At 67.1% G+C, this 17266-nt stretch carries 19 protein-coding genes and 1 tRNA gene; 6 read left to right on the top strand and 14 right to left on the bottom strand.

All coding sequences use genetic code 11. The annotated features are described in order from the left end of the window. Positions 1-31: 31 nt before the first annotated feature. Entirely contained in the window at positions 32-1198 is a 1167-nt protein-coding gene (locus ACM1PE_RS25630; protein ID WP_419341368.1) for an acyl-CoA dehydrogenase family protein, read from the bottom strand. Between the two features lie 175 nt (positions 1199-1373). Between ACM1PE_RS25630 and ACM1PE_RS25625 the strand changes: the two genes are divergently transcribed. The 3 genes from ACM1PE_RS25625 (at position 1374) to ACM1PE_RS25615 (ending at position 4317) form a co-directional block, all read left to right on the top strand. After that, positions 1374-2171: an IclR family transcriptional regulator gene (locus tag ACM1PE_RS25625; RefSeq protein ID WP_059374027.1), complete on the top strand. Its 798-nt coding sequence runs from the start codon at positions 1374-1376 to the stop codon at positions 2169-2171. Further along, a complete protein-coding gene (locus ACM1PE_RS25620; protein WP_059373923.1) occupies positions 2161-2934 on the top strand; it encodes an IclR family transcriptional regulator in 774 nt (257 codons plus the stop codon). The genes ACM1PE_RS25625 and ACM1PE_RS25620 overlap by 11 nt, the downstream gene beginning before the upstream one ends. 183 nt (positions 2935-3117) lie before the next feature. Continuing rightward, the gene (locus ACM1PE_RS25615) at positions 3118-4317 is read left to right on the top strand and encodes an MFS transporter (protein ID WP_419341367.1); all 1200 of its coding nucleotides are present in this window, start codon (positions 3118-3120) and stop codon (positions 4315-4317) included. A gap of 77 nt (positions 4318-4394) precedes the next feature. On the opposite strand, the gene ACM1PE_RS25610 is transcribed toward ACM1PE_RS25615, so the two are convergent. From ACM1PE_RS25610 to ACM1PE_RS25595, 4 genes are read right to left on the bottom strand one after another with little or no spacing between them, the layout of a single operon-like run. Further along, positions 4395-5705 (bottom strand): MFS transporter, encoded by a 1311-nt coding sequence (locus tag ACM1PE_RS25610; protein WP_419341365.1) that lies wholly within the window; start codon positions 5703-5705, stop codon positions 4395-4397. Positions 5706-5747: 42 nt separating this feature from the next. Continuing rightward, a complete protein-coding gene (dgoD, locus tag ACM1PE_RS25605) occupies positions 5748-6896 on the bottom strand; it encodes a galactonate dehydratase (RefSeq protein ID WP_059373920.1) in 1149 nt (382 codons plus the stop codon). Continuing rightward, positions 6893-7546: a 2-dehydro-3-deoxy-6-phosphogalactonate aldolase gene (locus ACM1PE_RS25600; protein WP_419341364.1), complete on the bottom strand. Its 654-nt coding sequence runs from the start codon at positions 7544-7546 to the stop codon at positions 6893-6895. The genes dgoD and ACM1PE_RS25600 overlap by 4 nt, the downstream gene beginning before the upstream one ends. Positions 7547-7555: 9 nt before the next feature. Beyond that, positions 7556-8557 carry a 2-dehydro-3-deoxygalactonokinase gene (locus tag ACM1PE_RS25595; RefSeq protein WP_419341362.1) on the bottom strand — a complete coding sequence of 334 codons (1002 nt, stop codon included), beginning with the start codon at positions 8555-8557 and terminating at the stop codon, positions 7556-7558. Between the two features lie 329 nt (positions 8558-8886). Between ACM1PE_RS25595 and ACM1PE_RS25590 the strand changes: the two genes are divergently transcribed. Further along, positions 8887-9705, top strand: coding sequence for an IclR family transcriptional regulator (locus ACM1PE_RS25590; protein WP_059374026.1), 819 nt, complete (start codon positions 8887-8889; stop codon positions 9703-9705). 17 nt (positions 9706-9722) lie between these two features. Here ACM1PE_RS25590 and ACM1PE_RS25585 read toward each other — a convergent pair whose 3' ends face one another. From ACM1PE_RS25585 to ACM1PE_RS25570, 4 genes are all read right to left on the bottom strand, one after another. Further along, the gene (locus ACM1PE_RS25585; protein ID WP_419341361.1) at positions 9723-10343 is read right to left on the bottom strand and encodes a glutathione S-transferase family protein; all 621 of its coding nucleotides are present in this window, start codon (positions 10341-10343) and stop codon (positions 9723-9725) included. A 17-nt stretch (positions 10344-10360) separates the two neighbouring features. After that, entirely contained in the window at positions 10361-10939 is a 579-nt protein-coding gene (gene ampD / locus ACM1PE_RS25580; protein ID WP_419341360.1) for a 1,6-anhydro-N-acetylmuramyl-L-alanine amidase AmpD, read from the bottom strand. Between the two features lie 72 nt (positions 10940-11011). Beyond that, entirely contained in the window at positions 11012-11275 is a 264-nt protein-coding gene (locus tag ACM1PE_RS25575) for a PP0621 family protein (protein ID WP_059373915.1), read from the bottom strand. A gap of 1 nt (position 11276) precedes the next feature. Next, the gene (locus tag ACM1PE_RS25570) at positions 11277-12119 is read right to left on the bottom strand and encodes a cytochrome C assembly family protein (RefSeq protein ID WP_059373914.1); all 843 of its coding nucleotides are present in this window, start codon (positions 12117-12119) and stop codon (positions 11277-11279) included. A gap of 106 nt (positions 12120-12225) precedes the next feature. Between ACM1PE_RS25570 and ffh the strand changes: the two genes are divergently transcribed. Further along, positions 12226-13632: a signal recognition particle protein gene (gene ffh / locus ACM1PE_RS25565; RefSeq protein WP_054459340.1), complete on the top strand. Its 1407-nt coding sequence runs from the start codon at positions 12226-12228 to the stop codon at positions 13630-13632. A 295-nt stretch (positions 13633-13927) separates the two neighbouring features. Here ffh and lysM read toward each other — a convergent pair whose 3' ends face one another. From lysM to trmB, 5 genes are all read right to left on the bottom strand, one after another. Next, positions 13928-14374, bottom strand: a complete 447-nt coding sequence (lysM, locus tag ACM1PE_RS25560) for a peptidoglycan-binding protein LysM (RefSeq protein WP_054459342.1) — start codon at positions 14372-14374, stop codon at positions 13928-13930. 43 nt (positions 14375-14417) lie between these two features. Continuing rightward, positions 14418-14735 carry a hypothetical protein gene (locus ACM1PE_RS25555; RefSeq protein WP_059373913.1) on the bottom strand — a complete coding sequence of 106 codons (318 nt, stop codon included), beginning with the start codon at positions 14733-14735 and terminating at the stop codon, positions 14418-14420. 283 nt (positions 14736-15018) lie between these two features. Next, on the bottom strand, positions 15019-15219 hold the full coding sequence (gene thiS / locus ACM1PE_RS25550) for a sulfur carrier protein ThiS (RefSeq protein WP_057285417.1): 201 nt from the start codon (positions 15217-15219) through the stop codon (positions 15019-15021). Between the two features lie 14 nt (positions 15220-15233). After that, positions 15234-16172, bottom strand: coding sequence for a prolyl aminopeptidase (pip, locus tag ACM1PE_RS25545; protein ID WP_306635224.1), 939 nt, complete (start codon positions 16170-16172; stop codon positions 15234-15236). Next, on the bottom strand, positions 16172-16996 hold the full coding sequence (trmB, locus tag ACM1PE_RS25540; RefSeq protein ID WP_165867763.1) for a tRNA (guanosine(46)-N7)-methyltransferase TrmB: 825 nt from the start codon (positions 16994-16996) through the stop codon (positions 16172-16174). Before trmB ends, pip begins: the two co-directional genes overlap by 1 nt. Before the next feature lie 184 nt (positions 16997-17180). On the opposite strand from trmB, the gene ACM1PE_RS25535 reads away from it, so the two are divergent. Beyond that, positions 17181-17254 (top strand) — tRNA-Gly (locus ACM1PE_RS25535). The last annotated feature ends 12 nt before the right edge of the window (positions 17255-17266 follow it).

The following is a 17266-nucleotide window of genomic DNA, read 5'->3' as shown; positions in this document are numbered from 1 at the left end:
GGCTTCTTGCGGCTGCGGTCCCTGTATTGCCCTAGCGGCCGGGCGTGTAGCCCGCCTGGCTCAGCGTATGGCGGGCGATGTTCAATTGATGGATCTGGCTGGTGCCCTCGTACAGGCGGAACAGGCGTACGTCGCGGTAGAAGCGTTCTATGCCGTGATCGGCGATGTAGCCGTAGCCGCCATGCATCTGCACGCAACGGTCCGCCACGCGGCCGCACATCTCGGACGCGAAATACTTGCAGATCGAGGCGTTCAGCGTCACGTCGGCGCCGGCATCGCGCTCGCGGGCGGTTTGCAGCACCAGGGCGCGGGCGGCCTGGATCTCGGTCTGGCAGTCGGCCAGCATGGCCTGGATCAGCTGAAAGTCCATCAACGGCTTGCCGAACTGCTGGCGCTCGGCCACGAAGCGCAGCGTGTCGTCCAGCATGCGGATCGCCGGGCCGATGCACAGCGCGGCCAGATGGATGCGTTGTTTGTTCAGGACCTTCATCGCGGTCTTGAAGCCCAAGCCTTCCTGGCCGCCGATGATGCAGTCGGCCGGCACGCGGCAGTCCTCGAAATGCACGGCGGACACGGGCGATCCGGCCTGGCCCATCTTGTCGTAGGGCTGGCCGGTGGACAGGCCCGGCGTGCCGCGCTCCACGATGAAGGCGGTGATGCCCTTGGCGCCAGGCGCATCGGGATCGGTGCGCGCCATGACGGTGAACAGCCCCGCCAGCGGCGCATTGGTGATGAAGCACTTCTCGCCGTTCAGCACGTAGTGGTCGCCGTCGCGCACGGCCGTGGTGCGCAGGGCCGTGGCGTCGGAACCCGCTTGCGGCTCGGTCAGGGCGAAGCAGCCGGTCAGTTCCCCGGAGGCCAGCCGCGGCAGGTAGCGGGCCTTCTGCGCGTCGGTGCCGTCGGCCACCAGCGCCTCGGAGCCGATGCCGGTATTGGTTCCGACCCGGGCGCGAAACGCCACCGAGCATTGCGACAGTTCCATGGCGGCCAGGATCAGCTCCTCGGTCGTCATGCCCGCGCCGCCGTATTCCTCGGGAATGGAGTACCCGAACAGCCCCTGCGCGGCCATGCTGGCGACCAGATCCTGCGGCACCTCGTCCAGGCGGGCGATCTCGGCTTCGCGCGGCGCCAGTTGCTCTCGCACGTAGCGGCGCAGCGATGCTAGGAATTGCGGGAATCCGTCGGGGTCCCTGATCATGGCTAGTCTCCGTTTCATCATGGGCGCTGATGCGTGCCGCGCCGTGTTGAATCCAGGCTAGCAAAAGGCCAAGGGATTTGAGACAAGTGTTTCGATATCTTGAATGCATGGCGAGCCGTCGCTGCTCTATGATCGGCAGGGACAGACCGCGCATTCCGCGCCCAGGACCTCCACCATGACCACCCGCCCCGGCGAGCGCCATGCCGACCCCGCCTTCGCCACCACGCTGGCGCACGGCTTGTCGGTGCTGCAGGCGTTCCGGCATGGCGAACCCGCGCTCAGCAACCGCGAGCTGGCGGACCGCACCGGCCTGTCCAAGGCCACGATTTCACGCCTGACCACCACACTGATGCAGCGCGGCTTGCTGCGTTACGACGGGGGCTTGCGGCGGTACCGGCTTGGCACGGCGGTGCTGTCGCTGAGCTATCCGCTTCTGGCCAGCATCAAGGTTCGCCAGTTGGCGCGCCCGTTGATGAAGCGCCTGGCGGACGCGGCGGGCGGCTCGGCCTCGCTGGGCATGCATCACGGCCTGAACATGGTGTACGTGGAAACCTGCCGCGGACACGACGCCGTGTCGTTCCGGCCGGATATCGGCGCCTTGCTGCCGCTGCTGCCTTCGGCCATGGGACGGGCCTGGCTGGCGCAGGCGCCGGCGGACGAGGCGGAGCCCTTGCTGGCGGCGTTGCGGCGCCAGGATCCCGCCATCTGGCGACGCCACGCGCCGGACTGGGAGCAGGCTCAGCGCGACTACGCCGAACACGGCTATTGCGTGGGGCAGGGCGATTGGCATTCCGACGTGCATGCGGTGGCGGTACCCATGCGCACCCCCGTCGACGGCCAGGCGCTGGTGTTCAACTGCGGCGTGCCCGTGACGCGGTTGCGGCCGGGCGACTTGCGCGGCCGCATCGCGCCGCGCCTGCTGACGCTGGTGGCGCGCGTGGAAAAAATGCTGGAGCGCCAGCATGACGCATGACCAGGACCGCGAATTCACCACCACGCTGGCGCGCGGCATCGACATCCTGGCGTGCTTTCGCGCCGACCGGCCGGTGCTGGCCAACAAGGACTTCGCGCAGCAGACCGGGTTGTCCCGCAGTGCCGTGGCGCGGCTGACCCACACGCTGGTGGAGCTGGGTTTTCTGCAGAGCGTAGGCGAGCCCGCGCGCTACCGGCTGGGTGCCTCGGTCCTGGCGCTGAGCTATCCCTTGCTGGCCAGCATGCAGATCCGGCAGCTGGCGCGGCCGTTGATGAAGCAGCTGGCCGACCACGCGCGCGGCGCCGTGTCGCTGGTGGTGCGCGACCGCCTGCAGATGGTGTACGTGGAAACCGCCCGCTCCAACGAGGCCTTGCAGACGCGGCCCGACATAGGCGCGTCGCTGCCGCTGCTGTCCAGCGCCGCCGGCAAGGCGTGGCTGGCGCGGGCGTCGGATGAGGAGAGGGCGGTCGTCCTGAACCAGCTGCGCGTGGCGGATCCCCGGCACTACGAGGTCCACTTTCCCAGCCTGGCGGCTGCGCGCCGCGATCTGGAGCGCAAAGGCTATTGCGGCAACAATCTGGAGTGGCGGCCGGACGCCTATGGCTTTGCCGCGCCGCTGGGCAGGCCCTATCAGTCGTTGCTGTACGTCTTCAATTGCGGCGTGCCGGCGCAGGACGGGCCTTACCGCGAGCGCGCAGCCGACATCGGCCCGCGGCTGGTCGCCCTGGCGCGCGAGACGGAAAGGCTGCTCGGGCTGGCCTGAGACGACTCGGCTAGCCGCCCGGATTCGTGACTCCAAGTCAAAAGTGTTTCGCTGTTTCCTGCCTTTTTCCGCAAGGATGACGGCGGCATACTGGCCGCCTGCCTTCCGATCGGGTTGTCCCGCGCTCCGGCCCTTCGCGCCGGCCCGGTCCCTGGTCGGCGCAATCGAACCCAAGGAAACCACATGAATCCCCAGGACTCCCAGCCGGTGAAGGCCGGCCTGCCATTGCTGGCGCTCGCCGTCGGTGCCTTCGGCATCGGCGTGACCGAGTTTTCTCCCATGGGCCTGTTGCCCGTCATCGCCGAAGGGGTGGGCGTGTCCATTCCCAGCGCCGGCATGCTGATCAGCGCCTACGCCATCGGCGTGATGGTGGGCGCGCCGCTGATGACGCTGGCCCTGTCGCGCTGGTCGCGCCGCAACGCCTTGCTGGTGCTGATGGCGATCTTCACGGTGGGCAACGTGCTGTCCGCGCTGTCGCCCAACTACACGACGCTGCTGCTCGCGCGCCTGGTCACCAGTCTGAACCATGGCGCGTTCTTCGGCCTGGGTTCGCTGGTGGCGGCCAGCGTGGTGCCGCGCCACAAGCAGGCCAGCGCCGTGGCCACCATGTTCCTGGGGCTGACCATCGCCAACGTCGGCGGGGTGCCAGCAGCCACCTGGCTGGGCCAGGTCATCGGCTGGCGCATGTCGTTTGCCGCGACCTCGGTGCTGGGCCTGATCGCGATGTTGTCGCTATGGTTCGCGTTGCCGGCGGGTGAGGCAGGTCGCCGTCCCGACATCCGCCGTGAACTCGCCGTGCTGAAGAGCCCGGTGGTACTGGTGGCCTTGCTGACCACGGTGCTGGGTGCGGGCGCGATGTTCACGCTCTACACCTACGTGGCGCCGACCCTGGCGGAGTTGACGGGCGCTTCGCCCAACTTCGTCACGGCGATGTTGGTGCTGATCGGCATCGGCTTCACCCTCGGCAACACGATGGGCGGGCGCTTTGCCGACCGTTCGCTGGACGGCAGCCTGATCGCCTTCCTGGTGCTGATCATCGCCGACCTGCTGGCATTCCCGTGGCTGGCCACGACGCAGACCGGCGCAGCCATTGCGCTGCTGATCTTCGGTTTCGGCACGTTCGCCGTGGTGCCGCCGCTGCAGATGCGGGTGATGCGCGCCGCCACCGATGCGCCAGGTCTGGCCTCGTCGGTGAACGTGGGCGCCTTCAACCTGGGCAACGCGCTGGGCGCGGCGGCGGGCGGGGGCGTGATCTCGGCGGGCATGGGCTATGCCGCGGTGCCTGTAGCCGGCGCCGTTATCGCCGCGGCCGGCCTGGGCCTGGTGCTGTGGCAGCGCGCAAGCAACGAGCGCCAGCGCAAGGTGGCGATGCAGGGCTGCTGAGCGCGCGACGCGCAGCAAGCAAAAAGGGCGCCTGTGGCATGCAGGCGCCCTTTTTCATGCCGGAGAACCGCAGCGTTTCAAGCCTCGATCCGCTCCACCTTCCCCACCAGCAGGATGTACGACAGCGCGCCCAGCAAGGCCAGCGACGACACGTACACAATGGCAGGCGCGAAGCTTTCCTTCGTCACCAGGAAGCCGATCACGATGGGCGTGCAGATCGACGACAGGTTGCCGACGAAGTTGAACACGCCGCCGGTCAGGCCCAAGAGGCGCACCGGCGCCAGCGTGGACACCAGCGACCAGGTGATCGATGCCAGGCCGTTGCCGAAGAAGGCCAGGGCCAGGAAGAAGATCACCCAGGGCGTGGAATCGGTGAAGTTGGCGCCGATCATGGACGTGGAGATCAAGAGGCCCAGGATGATGGGCAGCTTGCGCGCCAGGCCGACGGTGGCGCCGCGGCGGATCAGGAAGTCGGACAGCACGCCCGAGCACAGCACGCCGACGAAGGCCGCCAGGAACGGCACCGAGGCCAGGAAGCCGGACTTGATGAAGTCCATGCCGCGGTACTTGACCAGGTAGGTGGGGAACCAGGTCAGGAAGAACCACAGCGTCGACGTCAGGCAGAACTGGCCCAGGTACACGCCCCACAGCTTGCGCTTGCTCATGACCAGGCCCAGGTCGTTCCAGTTGAACGGCGCCTTCTTTTCCTTGACGCTGCGGTCCAGGTCGACCACGCCGCCGCCTTGCTGGATCAGCTCGATTTCCGCCGCGTTCGCGCCCTTGAACTGGCGCGGCTCGCGATAGATCATGAACCACAGCACGCCCCACACGATGCCCAGGAGGCCGGTGCTGACGAACACCATGTGCCAGCCATAGTGGTGCTGCAGCCAGGCCAGCACCGGCGTCAGGAACGCCAGGCCGACGAACTGACCCGAGGTATAGAAGCCGATGGCGGTGGCGCGTTCGCGTTCCGGGAACCAGGTGGTGACGACGCGATTGTTGATTGGATAGGCGGGCGCTTCCAGCGCGCCCACGGCCAGGCGTAGCACGAACAGGATGACGAAGCTGCCGGCAAAGCCCATGAAGAACGTGGCTGCCGACCACAGGATCAGCGCGGCTGCGTACAGCAGGCGCGGCGATACGCGGTCCACCAGCCAGCCGCCGGGGATCTGCATGGCGGCGTAGGTCCAGCCGAAGGCCGACAGGATCAGGCCTTCATGCACGGTGTCCAGGCCGAACTCGTCCTTGAGGGCGGGTGCTGCGATCGACAGGTTGCTGCGGTCCAGGTAGTTGATGACGACGGTGATGAACAGCATCACCATGATGAGATACCGGCTGCGCGTGGGGCGCTGGGCGCTCTGCAGGCCGGCGTGGGTGGCTGTGGACAAGGGATGTCTCCTCTTTCTCTTTATCGGCTGATTTTTATCGGCTTACCATTCGGCGAAGCTGCCGTCGGCGTGGCGCCAGACAGGGTTGCGCCAGCGGTGGCCCACGGCGGCGCGCTCCTTCACGTATTCCTCGTTGACCTCGATGCCCAGGCCGGGGCCTTGCGGAATCGCGACCATGCCGTCCTCGTAGGCGAAGACTTCGCGATTGCTGACATAGTCCAGCAGGTCGTTGGCGGCGTTGTAGTGGATGCCCAGGCTTTGTTCCTGGATGAAGGCGTTGTAGCAACCGGCGTCGATCTGCAGGCAGGTGGCCAGCGCGATCGGGCCCAGCGGGCAGTGCAGGGCCAGCGCCACGTCATAGGCTTCGGCCATGGCCGCGATCTTGCGGGTTTCGGTGATGCCGCCGGCGTGCGAGGGATCGGGCTGGATGATGTCCACATAGCCCTCGGACAGCACGCGCTTGAAGTCCCAGCGCGAGAACAGGCGTTCGCCCAGCGCGATCGGGGTGGAGGTCAGCGGGGCCAGTTCCTTCAGCGCTTCGTAGTGTTCGCTCAGCACCGGCTCTTCTATGAACATGAGCTTGAACGGGTCCAGCTCCTTCATCAGCACCTTGGCCATGGGCTTGTGCACGCGGCCATGAAAGTCCACGCCTATGCCGACGTTGGGGCCGACCGCGTCGCGCACGGCGGCCACGTTCTCCAGGCATTTCTCGACCTTGTCGAAGGAATCGATGTACTGCAGTTCCTCGGTGCCGTTCATCTTCACGGCGGTGAAGCCGCGCTCCACGGCGCTCTTGGCGGCCGCCGCGGTGTCGGCCGGGCGGTCGCCGCCGATCCACGAGTACACGCGGATGCGGTCGCGCACGTTGCCGCCCAGCAGCTGCGACACGGGCACGCCCAGATCCTTGCCCTTGATGTCCCACAGGGCCTGATCGATTCCGGCCAGCGCGCTCATGTGGATGGCGCCGCCGCGGTAGAAGCCGCCGCGGTACAGCACGGTCCAGTGGTCTTCGATGTTGCGGGGATCCTTGCCGATCAGGTAGTCGGACAGTTCCTCGACGGCGGCGGCGACCGAATGGGCGCGGCCTTCGACCACGGGCTCGCCCCAGCCGACGATGCCGGCGTCCGTTTCAATCTTCAGGAAGCACCACCGCGGCGGCACGATGTAGGTGGTGAGCTTGGTGATCTTCATGCTTGGGTCTCCTGGGCGGGATAGGCGCGTTGCCAGGCCGCGATGAATGCGCGCGCGTTCTGGCCGACTTGGGCGGCCGACAGGCCGGGTTTGTACAAGGCGGAGCCCAGGCCGAAGCCGCTGGCGCCCGCCTGGGCGTAGATGGCGATGTTGTCGGGCGTGATGCCGCCCACGGGCGCCAGCGCGATCGGCGGACGCAGCACGGCGCGCCAGGCCTTCAGCACGGCGGGGCCGAGCTGCTCGGCCGGGAACATCTTCAGCACGTCGGCGCCTGCGGCCAGCGCGGCATAGGCTTCGGTGGGCGTGGCCACGCCGGGGCAGGAGGCCATGCCCAGCGCCTTGGCTGCGCGGATCACGGCGGCGTCGCTGTGCGGCATGACGATGAGTTCGCCGCCGGCCTGCTGGACGCGGGCGCAGTCCTCGGGGTCCAGCACGGTGCCCGCGCCGATCAGGCAGTCGGGGGGCAGCGCCGCGCGCATCGCGCGGATGCTGTCCAGCGGGTCGGGCGAATTCAGCGGCACTTCGATCAGGCGAAAGCCGGCGGCGTAGAGCTCCAGCCCTATGGCTTCGGCCTCGGCGGGCTTGATGCCGCGCAGGATGGCGATCAGGCCGCAGTGGGCCATGGCGGTTTGCAGACCGGGATGGTTCATGTTCGATTCCTATTCCGTGGAGGGCGAGGCGACCAGCCCGGCGCAGACGGCCAGGTGCCACAAGCCGCGCTCGGTGGCGTTCTGCGCCTGTTCGGGCGTGCCCAGGCCGTAGTGCTGCATGGCCTGGATGTAGCGCCGGCACAGCGCGGCGTCGCCGCAAAGCACGATGCGGGGCAGTTCGCCCTGCTGCTGCAGCATGCCGGCCAGCGCCGCGATTTCATGGCCGATGAGCAGGCCCGACAGATAGTCGGCCTGCGATTCGGGCGCCAGTTCGCCAGTCAGGCCGAGCGCGCGCGTGCTGAAGATGGTGGACAGCACGCCCGCGCGCCCGGCCGGCGCCCCGGCGACCTTCAGGCCGCGTTCGAAGGCGGCCATGTCGGCGCTGGCGGCGTCGGCCATGGTCCGGCCCAGGATGGTGTGGCCGCGCAGCGCGGCGTAGACCTCGCCAGTCATGAAGGTGCCGAAGTGGGTGACGCGGCCGCGGCGGGCGCTGACCCACTTCGAATGGGTGCCGGGCAGGCCGATCAGGACGCTGTCTGCGCTGCGGGTCGCCTGGTCCGCCATCACGCCGACGACCTGGGTTTCTTCGCCGCGTATGACGTTGGGCAGGCCGTGGCGCTGGATCAGGCCGGGCACGATGTGCAGGGCGGGGCCGCCCTCGCGCTCGACCTTGGTCAGCAGCGTGCCGATGCGCTGCAGGTCGACCGGCACGTCCAGGTAGGCGGCTTCCTTCCAGCCCTGGGCGCTGCCGACCATGCCGCAGGCAATCACCGGCAGGGCCGGTTCGGCGCGCAACCAGTCGCCGCAGGCTTGTTCGAAAGCCAGTTCGAAGCCCGACAGGGCGGTGGTGGCGGCGCCGTCCTGCAGCGGCTGCGGCAGGCGCATGATGCCCCAGGGCAGATGGCGCGTATCCAGCGTGCGGCCGGCGGCATCCAGCCGGTAGGCGCGCAGCGAGGAGGTGCCCCAATCCAGCGCGATAAGCGCCGCGCGGGCGGGAGATCCGGTAGTCATCAGAAGCTGTCTCGTTTCCGGCCGCAAACCGGGCTGCGGACGCGCGGTGAGGCTGGCGCGGGGCAGGGTTCTGCGGACCTTGTTGTCTCATGCCTGCCGGGCGTAGGTGAGCGCGCGGCGGGCGATGGGAAAAATTCTAGATCAGCGCTTGAAAAATCTCAAAATATAGAATTAAATCCCATATATAGGGAATAAATGGCGGTGAAGCTTGTTTCACCTCCTCGGCGTTCTTTGCGGGAATCGCCCGCAATCCGCGTCTTATCCCCGCATCCCGCCGCGATCGCGGCGGTTATGCTTGCACTCGTCTCTTGTTGCCCGGCCCCGCTTTCATGACCTCCACGCAGACTCCCGACCGTACGCCCACCCTGGATCCCGATGCCGCCGCGCCCGCGGGCACGCAGACGCTGATGCGCGGCCTGGCGGTGGTGCAGGCCGTGTCCGGCGGCGCGCGCGACCTGAAGGAAATCTGCGCCCGCATCGGCGTGGCGCGCAGCACCACGCACCGGCTGGCAAGTTGCCTGGTGCAGGAACGCTATCTGCGGTCTTTGCCCGGCGTGGGCTATGTGCTGGGGCCGAAGCTGATCGAACTGGGCTTCCAGGCGCGCGAAGCCTTTCCGATGGCGACGCTGGCGCGTCCCTACCTGGACAGCCTGGCTGAGCAGACGGGCGACACCATCCACCTGGCCGTGCGCGACAACGACGAAGTCCTGTACCTGGAAAAGATCCCCGGCAAGAAGGGGCTGGAGATGCGCTCCCGCGTGGGGCACCGCATGCCGCTGGCCGCCACCGGCGTGGGCAAGGCCTTGCTGCTGGATACCGAAGAGCCGCAATGGAAAGCGCTGTACCGCGTCGGCGCGCCGGTGTCGTCGCGCGCGGGAGGCGGCAGCCCGACCTGGGAGGCCTTCCGCGACCGCATGCGCGACTATGCCGCCCACGGCTATGCGTTCGATCTGGAAGACAACGAGCCGTCGATCCGTTGCGTGGCGGCGCCCGTGCGCGACGCTTCCAGCGGCATCGTCGCGGCGATCAGCGTGTCCAGCACGGTGCCCTACATGTCGCTGGAGCGCATGCGCGACATGGTCGCCGTGGTGCAGGGCGCCGCGGCGGGGATTTCAGCGGAACTGGGGTGGAAGGTGGACCGCGGCTGAGGCCGCGGCCCTGCGTCTTATTCCAGCGGCAGCGTCAGCACGCCCTGCGGGGCCGGACGCATCATGACGCGGCGGTACCAGGCCGACAGCGCCGGCGTGTCGGGCCGTTCGATCGGCAGGGCCAGCCAGCGGTGGGCCGAGCAGACCAGGGCGATATCGCCCATGGTCAGGTGGCGGCCAGCGATGAACTCGCGGCCCTGCAGGGCCTGGTCCAGGATCTGGGCGCGCGCATTTGAACGTTTGACCGAGTTTTCGATGGCGGCGCGGTCGCGCTTATCCTCGGGCGTGCGGATCATGCCCAGGAACGCGGGCCCCATGACGCCTTGCCATTCGGTGGCCTGCCAGTCCATCCAGCGGTCCGCATCCGCGCGCATGCAGACGTCTTCCGGCCACAGGCTGCCCGCGCCGTAGCGCGCGGCCAGATAGCGCACGATGGCGTTCGACTCCCACAGCACGAAGCCGCCGTCGTCGATGAGCGGCACGGTGCGGTTGGGATTCAGCTTGGCGAATTCGGGCGTGTCGACCACGCCGAACGGGCCGCCCGCCTGAATGAAGGAATGTGGCAGCGCCAGTTCGCGCACCGCCAGCATGACTTTCTGAACGTTGACGGAAGTCAGGCGTCCCCAGATCTTCAACATAACCATTCCTTGTAGTGTCAGACGGGCGGCAGCTGCCGCCGTGCAAAGCCGCTGTCGCGCGCAAAGCGCGTCCAGTTGAAAGCGGGCCCGGGGTCGGTCTTGCGCCCGGGGGCGATGTGCTCGTGCCCCCAGGCTGCCGCCAGGGGATAGCGCGCGCGCAGCACCGGCGTCAGCTTGCGCAGGGCCAGGTACTGGGGTTCGGCATAGGGCAAGGTGTCAGTGCCTTCCAGCTCGATGCCGATGGAAAAATCGTTGCAGCGTTCGCGGCCTGCAAAGCGCGACACGCCCGCATGCCAGGCGCGTTCGTCGGTGGACACGAACTGGACGATGCTGCCATCGCGGCGGATGAAAAAATGCGCCGACACGCGCAGGCCGCGCAGCCCTTCCAGCCAGGGATGCGAACCGTAGTCCAGGGTGTTCAGGAACAGCCCGGCGACTTCAGGGCCGCCAAATTGGCCCGGCGGCAGGCTGATGTTGTGCAGCACCAGCAGCGACGCCTGCGCGCCGGCGGGGCGCGCATCGCGGTTGGGGGAGGGCATGAGCGAAACACCCGGGGCTGGCGCCAGCCAGCCATGACGATCCAGAAGCAAGGCCATGGGAAGAGAGCATGCGTGTGGTTTCCAACACGCATTATGCCGTGCGGGGCGGCAAGCCTCTAATCAGGCGGATCAGTGCCGGGCCGGGCCCAGACGCGCGTGTTCCGCGCTGCACCAGGTCTGGCCGTTCTGCTGCAAGGCCTCGGAGCGGGGCAGATGGATGCCGCAGTGGGCGCAGCGCACCATGGACTCCAGCGGCTTGGGGCCGCGCGCATCGGTCTTGGGCTTCTTCGCGCCCTGCTGGCCGGCTTGCCGCGCGGCTGCCATGCGGCCGGCCAGGCGGGCCACGAACAGCACCAGGATGATCAGAACAATCCAGAACAGCAACTTGCCCACTTCAACCTCGATGCAGAATCATTTCCAGCACGAACCGGCTGCCGGTATAGGCCAGAATCAGGAACCCGAAACCCGTCAGCGTCCAGCGCAGGGCGACGCGGCCGCGCCAGCCCCAGATGTGGCGGCCGGCCAGCAGCACGCCGAAGGTCAGCCATGACAACAGCGTGAACACGGTCTTGTGGTCGAACGGCAGGATCTTGCCCGTCAGCTTCATGGACGCCACGGATCCCGTGCCCACGGCCAGCGTCAGCACGATGAAGCCGATCCAGATGATGCGGAACAGCAGCTGTTCCTGCACCAGCAGCGGCGGCTGGGAGTCCAGCACGCGGCCGATGATGCTGCGTTCGGCGGGGGCGTCCAGCGGACGGTGCAGGTGGCGGTCCAGCAGCGCCATCATCATGGCGTGCAGCGCGGCGATGGTGATCAGGCCGTAGGCCGCCAGGGCGATCAGCAGGTGGACGCGCAGCCAGGCGTCATTGGCGTGGGGCACGAACTGGCCCTGGGGGAAGATGGCGGCCAGGCCGCTGGCGATGGTGGCTGCCGGCAGCAGCAGCAATTGCAGGCCGTCTATGCGCACCAGCAGGCTTTCCAGCCAGAACACCACCATGCCCAGCCAGATGGCGGCGGACAGGGCCAGCGCCCAGCCTATGAACAGGTGCTGGGTGCCCAGCATCGATTGTTGCAGCCCGATTCCATGGAGAACCAGGGCTCCCAGCAGGCACAGGCGGGCGATTTTACCCGTCTGTTCCACGCCGCCGGCGCCGGCCAGGCGGATCCAGAGCGACCCCCCGAGCACCGCGTACGCCAAGGCAGCCGCCGTGTGAAATACAATGCCTAGTGACATAGAAACCGTTGTCTGGATGGGGCCTTGGGGCGCATGCCGCCCGAAAGCGCAGAATCCGCGCCTGCGGCCACCGTTCAATCAACTAGTTTAAGCGGAAACGCCTCTCATGCTCGATAACCTAACTCAACGCCTGTCGCGCGTCGTCAAGACGCTGCGCGGGGAAGCCCGCCTGACCGAGGCCAACACCCAGGAGATGCTGCGCGAAGTGCGCATGGCGCTGCTGGAAGCCGACGTGGCATTGCCCGTCGTGCGCGAGTTCGTCGCGCGCGTGAAGGAAAAGGCGCTGGGCGAAGAAGTCGCCAGCAGCCTCAGCCCGGGCCAGGCCCTGGTGGGCGTGGTCCACAAGGAGCTGACCGCCCTGATGGGCGGCGACCTGGGCGCCGACTCCGGCGAACTGTCGCTGGCGGTGCAGCCGCCCGCCGTCATCCTGATGGCAGGCCTGCAGGGCGCCGGCAAGACCACCACCACCGGCAAGCTGGCGCGCTGGCTCAGCGAAGGCCAGCACACCCAGCACGGCCGCAAGACCGGCAAGAAGAAAGTGCTGGTGGTGTCCGCCGACGTCTATCGCCCGGCCGCTATCGATCAGCTGAAGAGCGTGGCGGCCCAGGTTGGCGTGGACTTCCTGCCGTCCGACCCCAGCCAGAAGCCCGAGGACATCGCCCGCAACGCGGTGGACCATGCGCGCCGCCATCACTATGACGTGCTGATCCTGGACACGGCCGGCCGCCTGGGCATCGACGAGGCCATGATGCGCGAAATCCGCGCGCTGCATGACCTGGTCAAGCCGGTGGAAACGCTGTTCGTGGTCGACGCCATGCAGGGCCAGGACGCGGTCAACACCGCGCGCGCCTTCGCCGAAGCGCTGCCCCTGACCGGCGTGGTGCTGACCAAGCTGGACGGCGACGCCCGCGGCGGCGCGGCCCTGTCGGTGCGCCACGTCACCGGCAAGCCGCTGAAGTTCGTCGGCGTCTCGGAAAAGCTCGATGGCCTGGAGCCCTTCTACCCCGAGCGCATGGCGCAGCGCGTGCTCGGCATGGGCGACATCGTGTCGCTGGTCGAACAGGCTCAGAAGAACATCGACATCGCCGAAGCCCAGAAGCTGGCCGCGAAGATCAAGTCGGGCAACAAGTTCGACCTGAACGACTTCCGCGACCAGCTCGGCCAGGTGAAGAAGCTGGGCGACATGGGCTCGCTGCTGGAAAAGCTGCCGGCCCAGTTCCAGCAGGCCGCGGGCCAGCTGCAGGGCGGGCAGGCTGAAAAGCAGCTGCGCCGCACCGAAGGCATCCTGAATTCCATGACCGCGGCCGAACGCGCCAAGCCCGAACTCATCAAGGCCTCGCGCAAGCGCCGCATCGCGGCCGGTTCCGGCGTGCCGGTGCAGGAAGTCAACCGCCTGCTCGCGCAGTTCGACCAGATGCAGGGCATGATGAAGCAGATGAAAAAGGGCGGCATGGCCAAGATGATGCGCGCCATGGGCGGCATGAAGGGCTTGGGCCGCTTTGGAATGAAGTGAGGCCCCCCGCGGCGCGCGCACTGCGTGCGCTTGCGGTGCCCCCCACGCTTCGCTCACTGCGTGAGCTCTCTGCCCCCCGAGGGGGCTCTTTTTCCTTGGGGCGGCCCGGCGGAAAAAGGCCTTCTTGCGCCGGACTGGAATGCCCCTGTTGGGGCATTTTTTATTGGAGAGACGGGCAAAAAAATGGCCAGACGTTGCGTCTGGCCAAGTAATCGCGGCTAGCAGGGGGCGCCTGCCGCGATGCAAGCCGGAAAGCGCATGGGTGCCTTCCGGCCTGTCCGATTTATCGCAATGATCAGGACAGGGGCGGGATGCGCAGCACCTGGCCCGGATAGATCTTGTCGGGGCTGGTCAGCATGGGCTTGTTGGCTTCGAAGATCAGGTTGTTCTTCGCGCCCTGGCCCTTGCCGTATTGCGCCTCGGCAATCTTCCACAGGTTGTCGCCCTTCTGTACGGTGTACATCTTGGCTTCCGGGGTGGCCTGCTTCACCTTCAGTTGGTTGTCCACCTGGGCCACGCCCACGGTGTTGCCCAGCGCCAGAGTGATCTTCTCGGCCGCTTCCGTGCTGAGGGCCTCGCCCGCCACCGTGACTTTGTCGCCATCGACCGAGATCTGCAAGCCGTCGGCATTCAGGCCGTGCTTATCGAGCTCTTTCTTCAGTTCGTCCGCCGTCGCGGCCTTGGCCTCGCTGGCGCCGAAGAGCTTTTCTCCAACGTCCTTGATGAAATTGAGCAGACCCATAGTGTTTCCTTTATCTATGTTGCGGTGAGAGAAACAAGTGCCATCAGGGCTTTTGGCCCATGAACATTTTGCGCACGACGCCGACGATCAGGGTCAGCACGGCGCCACCGACGCCGCCGCCGACCACGCTGCTGGCGATCGCGGAAAGATCCAGTCCCGTATTGCCCGCTGCAACCGCGTTCGCTCCTGCGGTGATCATCGGAGCCAGCCAGGAACCCCCAGCCAGGCCGCCGATGGCGCCTGCGATGGTGTTGCCCAACGGACCCAGATTGAACTGCTGGAGCATCTTTCCCAGGCCATTGCCCCCGGCTGCGCCGGCGACAAGCTGGATGATCAGGTTGATGATGACTGCGGTGTTCATGATGCCTCCTCTGCCCCGCGAGGGCGATGTGCAACGCTAGAACAACAGCAAGACAAGAGAGTACGAAACCAGCAGGAACGATTATGACTCGCACATTCCCCGCGCGACGAGGGGTTAACGTGTAACAGGTTGCTAGCCTGTTGGCAGACTACGCAAGAATGCTGGTCAGTTTGCAGGGAATGCGCCGCGATCGGTCTAAACCGCATCGGGCGCGCGGCTACATGCGACAAGGGCCGCTATCGCAGCGGCCCTTGTCTTTGCAGCTTTCAGTGCGGCGCGGGCTTCAACCGCCGCCCACGGCGACCACGATCTCGACCTGGTCGCCGTCCGTCAGCGCGGTCTGCGCGTGCTGGCTCTTGGGCACGATTTCGCCGTTGCGTTCCACGGCCACGCGCTTGCCGGCATAGCCCAGGGCCTCCAGCAGTTCGTTCACGGTCGTGTCCAGGGGAAACTCCCGTGCGTCTCCGTTCAGGGTGATGTGCATGCAGGTCTCCTCAGTTATCGCGCATAGCCGTCGGTGGCGGCGATCAGCCGCGCCAACGTGCCGGGTTCGTCAAACGCATGGCCCGCATCCGGGACCAGGTGGAATTCGGCTTCGGGCCAGGCTCGGTGCAGGTCCCAGGCGGTGCGCGCAGGCGTGCAGACGTCGTAGCGCCCCTGCACGATGGTGCCCGGAACGCCGCGCAGCTTGTGCGCGTCGCGGATCAACTGGCCTTCTTCCATGAAGCCGTGGTTCACGAAGTAGTGGTTCTCGATGCGTGCGAATGCCAGCGCGGCGCGGTCGGCGGCATGGCTTTGCTGATGGCGCGGGCTGGGCAGCAGCGTGATGGTGCTGTCTTCCCACTTGCTCCAGGCCTTGGCCGCGCGCAACTGCTCGGCCGGGTCGTCGCCCGTCAGGCGCTTGTGATACGCGGCCACCAGGTCGCCGCGCTCGTCTTCCGGAATCGGCGCCAGATATTCTTCCCAGCGGTCGGGGAATAGCCACGACGCGCCTTCCTGATAGAACCACCGGATTTCTGCCTTGCGCAGCCCGAAAATGCCCCGCAGCACCAGCTCGCTCACGTGCGATACATGCGTTTCCGCATAGGCCAGCGCCAGCGTCGAACCCCAGGACCCGCCGAACACCAGCCACTTTTCCGCGCCCATGACCTCGGTGCGCAGGCGTTCGATGTCGGATACCAGATGCCAGGTCGTGTTGTTTTCCAGACTGGCGTGGGGCCGCGAACGGCCGCAGCCGCGCTGATCGAACAGCAGCACGTTGTAGCGCTGCGGATCGAACAGCTGCCGATGCACGGGCGAGCAGCCGCTGCCGGGGCCGCCATGCAGGAACACGGCGGGCTTGCCCTGCGGATTGCCGCAGAGTTCCCAGTAGATCTGGTGGCCGTCGCCGGTGTCCAGCGTGCCTTGGCGGTAGGGTTCGATGGGCGGGTATAGCATCAGGCGACTCGCTTGAAGATCAGGTCCCAGACGCCGTGGCCCAGGCGCAGGCCGCGGTTCTCGAATTTGGTCAGGGGGCGGTAATCGGGGCGGGGGGCGTAGCCGTCCGCGGTGTTCGCAAGCTGCGGCTCGTTGCCCAGCACTTCCAGCATCTGCACCGCGTAGTCTTCCCAATCGGTGGCGCAATGGATGTAGCCGCCCGGCGCGATGCGGCTGGCCAAGAGCGAGATGAACGCGGGCTGGATCAGGCGGCGCTTGTGGTGGCGCTTCTTGGGCCACGGGTCTGGGAAGTAGATGTGCACGCCGGCCAGCGAATCGGGGGCGATCATGTCGCGCACCACTTCCACGGCGTCGTGCTGGATGATGCGCAGGTTCGGGATGCTGGAGTCTTCAATGCGGCGCAGCAGCGAGCCCACGCCGGCGTTGAACACTTCCACGCCCAGGAAGTTGTCGCCCGGGCGTGCCAGCGCGATCTTCTCGGTGGTCTCGCCCATGCCGAAACCGATCTCCAGCACCGTCGGCGCCTGCCGGCCGAAGGCGGCGGCGGGATCCAGGCGGCGCGGCGCATACGGGATGGACCATTGGCCCATCAGGCGCTCGAGCGCGGCCAGCTGGCCCTGCGTAATGTGGCCGCGGCGGTGCACGAAACTGCGGATATGGGTCGCGCCGGGGCTGTTGGGAGCGTGGGCGGTACTGGCCAGCGCAGCCTGCGTTTCCGGGGAAACGGCGGTAGCCGAGGGTTCGCCGCCAGGCGTCGCGGGGGTGCTTGCGGCAGCCGGGGCCGAGGCGGCTGCGGGGTTGTTTTCGGGGGTGTTCGTATTCATAGCCCGAATTGTAGTGGCAGGCCCGGCGCGCCGCTGTCGCCCAGATGCACTAAATTGGGGACATATTTACAACCTTGAGGCTGAGGGCCCCTGCGGCAGGCCGACGGCAGGCGGCGGCGATGAAAAAAGGCGCGCTATAATCGCCGCCTCTGCTTCGGCTTTGCGCCGAGGGCACGACACCCGAGCGGGTGTAGTTCAATGGTAGAACGGCGGCTTCCCAAGCCTCAAGCGTGGGTTCGATTCCCATCACCCGCTCCACTGCATCGTTCC

This window comes from Achromobacter sp. PD1 (genome assembly GCF_048541815.1).
Taxonomy (GTDB): Bacteria; Pseudomonadota; Gammaproteobacteria; order Burkholderiales; family Burkholderiaceae_B; genus Achromobacter; species Achromobacter bronchisepticus_A.
This window is presented reverse-complemented; position numbering and strand designations above follow the sequence as displayed.